Here is a 6,742-nt window from a genome sequence, read left to right on the forward strand (position 1 = left end):
GGTCACGCTGGCGCAATCATCGCAGGCGGTAAAGGTACTGCTGATGAGAAATTTGCTGCACTAGAAGCGGCGGGCGTAAAAACTGTACGTTCACTTGCTGACATTGGTAAAGCACTTAAAGAAAAAACAGGCTGGTAAGCAGCGCTGTTACTGTTAAAAAGGCTCGCTTAGGCGAGCCTTTTTTGTATGCCTTCGTTAGTAGCGATAACTAATATGTTGAAAAAATCGAATAGTTAAATCCTGACGCTGTTTAGTTATTGCCAGCTGGGCACACATAGCCTTAATACAGGCCTCCACCTGATTCATAAACTTACCATAGCCCATATCATGTTTATTGAGCTGCGCTGCTACAACCACAAAGTGTAAGCTTTCAACTAGCTTATCGCCGTCGTAAAAGGATTTAAGCGTGGCTTGCGGGCACTCGGTGTTAAAACTGATTTTTTGTAGCTCGTTATGCTCATCATGTTTATCAAACTGACTATTGCGGATGATCGGTAAACGGCCGTTCGCCACCATGGCTGTATGGGTTAAGTTATGCTGTTGGCATAGATGGGTAAATAAATTGGCGAAATGCTGATAAAACGTCGCATAATGCTGATTATTTAGTTGTGCTTGAAACTGCGTTTTAATAGCACGGCTAACAGGAATGCTAAAGGTTGCATAGCTCATCTCAGTGTGTTCTCTGGGCAGCTTACACTGTCTAGATTGATAACGCGGGTAAAGGCTGCGTAACTTGTAGCCATAACTTTCTTTATGACCCTTATGTTTAGCAAATATGTCATAAGTAAGGTGCTGATGATCGCGTAATTTAAATGCAGGTTGATTTAAAAATAAGTTGTCGTGTAAATGGCTTAATATTTTTTGCACCTTAGTATGAAACACGGCAGAATTTGCGCGTAAATCGTCACCGGTCGCTAAAAATAGTAGCCGTATTTTTTTACTTTGTCTGTTGGCATTGTAATGTAACTTATGTGCTTCATGGTAGCGGGGGTTGTAGAAAAACATCATTTGCTGATTTGTTTCAAGTTGATACGACTCATCATTAAAACGCACCACAGGTAATTTATCGTTCGCTAACATATGCACATTATGTAACTCTAGCTCGTCACAGTAAGCAAATAATTGGCGTGCAATACGCGTATAACAGCCATTAATATCACTAAAATGCTGATAAAAATCAGCAGTAGGGGTTATTTCAGCAAGTAGATAATGATTAGTACGAGCATTGGTTGGAATATAGATACGATGTTGATTGTGAGTAGCCATGTTGCTTCCTTAAGTCGGGGTAGTGTATGACTATAAGGTGCTTTAATGACGTAAATATTGCGCTACAACAAACTTTATCGGTTACGCACCGTAAACTTCGATATTTCTCGAATAAACCCGCATCTATTGCTGTATGTTAAGGTTTGTTTTTGTAATAATGCAGGGGTTTTGTTATCACGCAATATTCAGAGGATTATACTCCTATGGCGGAAATCGAGAATCGCCCAAGTAATTTTATTAGAACCCGAATTGATGAAGATTTAGCAAGTGGAAAACATGCTAAAACGCATACCCGTTTTCCACCTGAACCCAATGGCTTTTTACACATTGGTCATGCAAAATCAATTTGCTTAAATTTTGGTATCGCAAAAGACTACCAAGGTCTGTGTAATTTACGTTTTGACGATACAAACCCAGAAAAAGAAGATATTAACTACGTTAATTCAATTAAACAAGATGTACAGTGGTTAGGCTTTAACTGGGATGGCGAAATTAAATACTCATCTAATTATTTCGATCAGCTGTACGGTTATGCGGTAGAGCTAATCAATAAAGGCTTAGCCTATGTGTGTTTTTTAACGGCCGACCAAGCGCGTGAATACCGTGGCACATTAAAAGAGCCGGGTAAAAATAGCCCTTACCGAGATACTTCAGCTGCAGAGAACCTTGCGTTATTTGAAAAAATGCGTGCCGGTGAATTCAAAGAAGGTGAATGTGTACTGCGCGCCAAAATAGACATGGCTAGCTCGTTTATGGTGCTACGCGATCCGATTATTTACCGTATCCGCTTTGCCCATCATCATCAAACGGCAGATAAGTGGTGCATTTATCCCATGTACGACTTTACCCATTGTATTTCAGATGCACTAGAAGGTATTACGCACTCTTTGTGTACACTGGAGTTTCAAGATAACCGTCGTTTATACGACTGGGTGTTGGATAATATCAGCATTGAGTGTCATCCACAGCAAATCGAGTTTTCACGCTTAAACCTAGAATACACGATTATGTCTAAGCGTAAGCTCAATGATTTAGTGGTAAATAACCATGTAGCAGGGTGGGATGATCCACGTATGCCTACGATTGCTGGTTTGCGCCGTCGCGGTTATACACCGGCTTCTATTCGCGAATTCTGTTTACGTATTGGTATTACTAAGCAAGAAAACATGGTAGAAATGGGCATGCTAGAAGCGTGTATCCGTGAAGATCTAAACGAAAATGCCCCGCGCGCTATGGCGGTGCTTGATCCGGTTAAAGTGGTTATTGAAAACTACGATGCAGACCACGTTGAAGTGTTATCAGTGGCGAATCACCCTAATAAAGAAGCAATGGGGCGTCGCGATGTACCGTTTACCCGTGAGCTGTATATTGAGCGTGAAGACTTCCGTGAAGAAGCTAATAACAAGTTTAAACGCTTAATACTCGACAAAGAAGTCCGTTTACGTGGCGCGTATGTGATAAAAGCGGAGCGCGTTGAAAAGGACGAAAACGGTGAAATTACCACTATTTACTGTAGCTATGATGCAGAGACTTTAGGTAAAAACCCTGCGGATGGCCGTAAAGTTAAAGGGGTAATTCATTGGGTGTCGGCAAGTGAGTCAATCAATGCTGAAGTTCGCTTATATGACCGTTTATTCAATGTACCGAATCCTGCGGCTGCTGAGGAGTTTGAATCGACACTCAACCCAGATTCTTTAGTTATCTTAGCCAATGCTAAGTTAGAGCCATCGTTGGCGCACGCTGCAAAAGAGCAGGGATTCCAGTTCGAACGTACAGGTTATTTCTCGCGTGACTCTAAAGCAGAAGGCTTGGTATTTAACCAAACAGTTGGGCTACGTGATTCGTGGTCAAAAACAGAGCAGAAGTAATTCTGCTCTGGCTCAGTGTTTCTGAGCTCTGCAATTATTGCTTACTAATTTATTAGTAGCTACAAAAAAACCTGCATTAAGCAGGTTTTTTTTGTGTGCAATATAAATTAATTTATATTGCTGGCAAACGCTTTACACGCTGCTTTATCTTCGCATTCACCATAGAGGTATAACGAATGATTGGTTAATTTGATGCCATTTCTTTCAGCAACCTCAAGTTGCCGGCGCTCAATAACTTCATCTTCAAACTCAACCACTTTACCGCACTTAAGACACACTAAGTGGTCATGGTGTGTGCTGGTTGCAAGCTCAAATACCGACTTACCACCTTCAAAATGATGACGGGTGACTATCCCCGCATCATCAAATTGATTCAGTACGCGATATACAGTTGCAAGACCGATCTCTTCACCTAAATCCAGGAGAATTTTATAAACATCCTCAGCACTGATATGCTGGTTATCAGGCGATTGTAAAATCTCTAAAATTTTAATCCGCGGTAAAGTAACCTTTAAACCGGCTTTTTTTAATTCCAAATTATGATCAGTCATTAAATCTGTCTCAATTTTGTTTGGTTATACTAGACATCTTGCAAGGATGTACACGACACATCAACCGGTAAGGGTAACGCGACTAGCCACTAAGTGCAAAGATCAATGCAAAGAAAAAGCGATAAAAGCGTATTTACTTATCAATTGCTACTAATTTAATCAAAAATCAAGAAAAACAAGATTAATCAGCAAGTTCGCTCAAACACATTTCATCATACACTTGTGCTGCCCAGGCTTTAACACGCTGTTCAGTGAGTTCTGGCTGGCGATCTTCATCAATGCCTAAGCCCACAAAGTGGTTGTCGTCAGCCATCCCTTTAGAGGCTTCAAAGTTATAGCCAGTGGTCGGCCAATGACCAATAACAATAGCGCCACGCTCAGTAACTATATCGTTAACCATGCCCATCGCATCTAAAAAGTATTCTGCGTAATCTTCTTGATCGCCACAGCCAAAAATGGCAACCAGCTTACCTTCAAAGTCAATTTCTTCAAGTTCTGGGAAAAAATCATCCCAGTCACATTGCGCTTCACCGTAATACCAGGTTGGAATACCAAATAAGATTAAATCAAATTCAGCAATCTCTTCTTTAGAGCTTTTCGCAATGTCATGAACAGCCACTAGCTTTTTGCCCAATTCTTTTTGCAGCATTTTAGCTATGTGTTCTGTGTTACCTGTGTCACTTCCGAAAAAAATACCTACACTTGCCATGGATTAAAACCTTTTATATATCAATAGCCAATCTTTCTTGTAAAATTGTCTCGATCAACGCACTGCGGCTAATATTTTGTGCATCAGCCATATCACTCAACGCTTGATACAGCTCTGAAGAAACCTTAAATTCAACACGCTTTAAGCCACGTGCTTTATCTCTTTTTATTTGATTACGTTTATTTACCTTTAACTGCATATCCCGTGGAAGGGGATTGGTTTTAGGACGGCCGGGGCGCTTTTCGTATTCAAATAAATCGAGTGTTGTTCTGTCTGTTTCTGACTTGGCCATGCTTAACCTACACCTGCGCCTTGCCAAAATACTTGGATAAGTCCTTTAGCTATAAAGCCTGAACAACCTAAAAAGAGTACAGTCCATACAATATAACGGCCGAATTTCGGCACATTACCACTTTTTAGTACGTCTTTTATTGCCATGCCGATGAATATCAAAATACCGGCTAAGCCAAAATACAACCCTAGGGTATCAAATTCGTTAATAAACTGACTGACCATCAACGTATAACCTTTAAATTAAACGGCGCATACTATAGCATATAAAAATACAATTATTTAGTGCGCAAAATCAAAAACACGCGATTATAAACAGTTAACTTGCGCTTAAAAAATCAGTAATTGCTTTATTCACAGCCATAGGTTTTTGTGCGTGAAGCCAGTGGCCTGCACCGTGAATAATTTTTGCCCGCGCGTTTGTAAAAAGCGCGTTAATCGCTGGGCGATGCTCAGCTAATATATAGTCAGAATCATTACCTTTGATAAACAAAGTGTCGCACAAACAAGACGTATTTTCATTAATGTTGTCAGTAATAATGGCATAATTTTTATCAAGACTGGTTAAGTTAAAGCGCCAGGCGAAATTACCAGTCTCATTCTTAGCCAAACTTTTTAATAAAAACTGTCGTACACCTAACTCATCAATATATGGCTGCATTATAGCATCAGCTTGCTTTCTATCGCTTACGCTACTGTTAGCCACAGCCTTTAAAGCCTGGATTATTTGCGTGTGACGCGCAGGGTAACTTACTGGTGCTATATCAAGCACCACGAGTTTATTGACTCGCTCAGGGTGTGCTAAGGCGAGTTGCATGGCAACTTTACCGCCCATGGAATGACCAATAATATGGGCGTTGTCGATATTTAATTGCGCCAATAGCTCAATAATATCCTGTGCCATCGCGGGGTAATTCATTTCATCACTGTGCGGTGACCGGCCATGGTTACGCAAATCAACATTGGTCACCGTGTAAGACTCACTGAGCGGCTTTGCAATCACATTTAAATTTTCCAGTGAGCCGAACAGCCCATGAATTAAAATGACATGGGGACCTTGCCCCTGTTGTTGGTAATTTAATTGCATATTAGCCTCTGCCTAAAATTTGCCATAGTTTACGAGCATTTATTTAAAATGCAAAAAATAACAGCTAGGCCGCTGAGAAAATAGTAGATGAGTGCATTTATTAGCGATTTTTACAAACCATAAGTACCAGCGAGCAAATGAGTCTTGCCTACAGCGCATTTGCTGCTCGTTTGTTTGTGATTTATCACACCCGTGTAAATTCCCCATATTTGGAAGGGGGTGTATTTAGTTGTCGTTTTTATTTCTTTAACTACACTAAGGGGTGTATAAATACTAGTCAATGGAGTGTCTGGCTAAGATTGTTGTAAGTACAAAACATTCTTTAACAAGGTGGTTCTATGCATAACTTTACGAAACTAAACAAATTAAAATACCTGCAAATTTTAGCCATGTCATTGTTGCTCGTACTTGCGGGGTGTGGCAGTGATAATGATGCTAATAATCCTCCCCCTCCTGCTGAAGCTGACACGGTTGCTCCAGTTATTACTATTACCGGAGACAGTGCTATCACGGTAAATCAAAATGAAGACTATATAGAACAAGGTGCTACAGCAACCGATAATGTGGATGGATCGGTCACAGTAGTGATAACTGGCGATGTTGATACCTCTGTTACGGGGGAGTACCTCGTTACTTATACTGCAACTGATACGGCAGGAAATATTGCAACTGCGACCAGAACCGTCACCGTAGTGTCAGTGACGGTGAGTGGCACGGCAGCCGCTGGCGCGGCTATTGTCGGTACTGTCACGGTGAAAGGTGCTAATGGCAATGTTAAATCATCAGCCATTGCAGCAAATGGCAGTTATGCGGTGGACGTTACAGGCTTAGTTGCCCCTTATCGACTCCGGGCAGAAGGCACCGTGGGTGGACGCTACTATAAACTGCATTCATATGCAGCAGCTGCTAATGTGGGCGGTACCATTAATATCACTCCTTTCACCGATTTAATCATAGCGAACGCAGCGCA

Annotated in this window: 8 protein-coding genes and 1 pseudogene; 3 read left to right on the forward strand and 6 right to left on the reverse strand. The window is 41.1% G+C overall.

What is annotated here, in order from left to right:
* Positions 1-138, forward strand: a pseudogene (locus tag ABYB02_RS13020) (succinate--CoA ligase subunit alpha); the annotation flags it as partial.
* 57 nt (positions 139-195) lie between these two features.
* On the opposite strand, the gene ABYB02_RS13025 reads toward ABYB02_RS13020, so the two are convergent.
* Positions 196-1,266, reverse strand: a complete 1,071-nt coding sequence (locus tag ABYB02_RS13025) for a DUF3083 family protein (RefSeq protein WP_372762869.1) — start codon at positions 1,264-1,266, stop codon at positions 196-198.
* A gap of 203 nt (positions 1,267-1,469) precedes the next feature.
* Here ABYB02_RS13025 and glnS point away from each other — a divergent pair, with 203 nt between their 5' ends.
* A complete protein-coding gene (gene glnS, locus ABYB02_RS13030) occupies positions 1,470-3,134 on the forward strand; it encodes a glutamine--tRNA ligase (protein WP_372762870.1) in 1,665 nt (554 codons plus the stop codon).
* 107 nt (positions 3,135-3,241) lie between these two features.
* On the opposite strand, the gene fur is transcribed toward glnS, so the two are convergent.
* The 5 genes from fur to ABYB02_RS13055 form a co-directional block, all read right to left on the reverse strand.
* Positions 3,242-3,685, reverse strand: coding sequence for a ferric iron uptake transcriptional regulator (gene fur, locus ABYB02_RS13035; RefSeq protein WP_372762871.1), 444 nt, complete (start codon positions 3,683-3,685; stop codon positions 3,242-3,244).
* Between the two features lie 181 nt (positions 3,686-3,866).
* Complete coding sequence (gene fldA / locus ABYB02_RS13040; protein WP_372762872.1) at positions 3,867-4,394, reverse strand: flavodoxin FldA; 528 nt, start codon at positions 4,392-4,394, stop codon at positions 3,867-3,869.
* Between the two features lie 13 nt (positions 4,395-4,407).
* On the reverse strand, positions 4,408-4,686 hold the full coding sequence (ybfE, locus tag ABYB02_RS13045) for a LexA regulated protein (protein ID WP_372762873.1): 279 nt from the start codon (positions 4,684-4,686) through the stop codon (positions 4,408-4,410).
* 2 nt (positions 4,687-4,688) lie between these two features.
* Entirely contained in the window at positions 4,689-4,910 is a 222-nt protein-coding gene (locus ABYB02_RS13050) for a DUF2788 domain-containing protein (RefSeq protein ID WP_372762874.1), read from the reverse strand.
* A gap of 94 nt (positions 4,911-5,004) precedes the next feature.
* A complete protein-coding gene (locus tag ABYB02_RS13055) occupies positions 5,005-5,772 on the reverse strand; it encodes an alpha/beta fold hydrolase (RefSeq protein WP_372762875.1) in 768 nt (255 codons plus the stop codon).
* A 338-nt stretch (positions 5,773-6,110) separates the two neighbouring features.
* On the opposite strand from ABYB02_RS13055, the gene ABYB02_RS13060 reads away from it, so the two are divergent.
* Positions 6,111-6,742 (forward strand): immunoglobulin-like domain-containing protein (locus tag ABYB02_RS13060; RefSeq protein WP_372762876.1); only part of this gene is annotated, 632 nt, incomplete at its 3' end.

This window comes from Pseudoalteromonas sp. (genome assembly GCF_041613455.1).
In the GTDB taxonomy this organism is placed as follows: Bacteria; Pseudomonadota; Gammaproteobacteria; order Enterobacterales; family Alteromonadaceae; genus Pseudoalteromonas.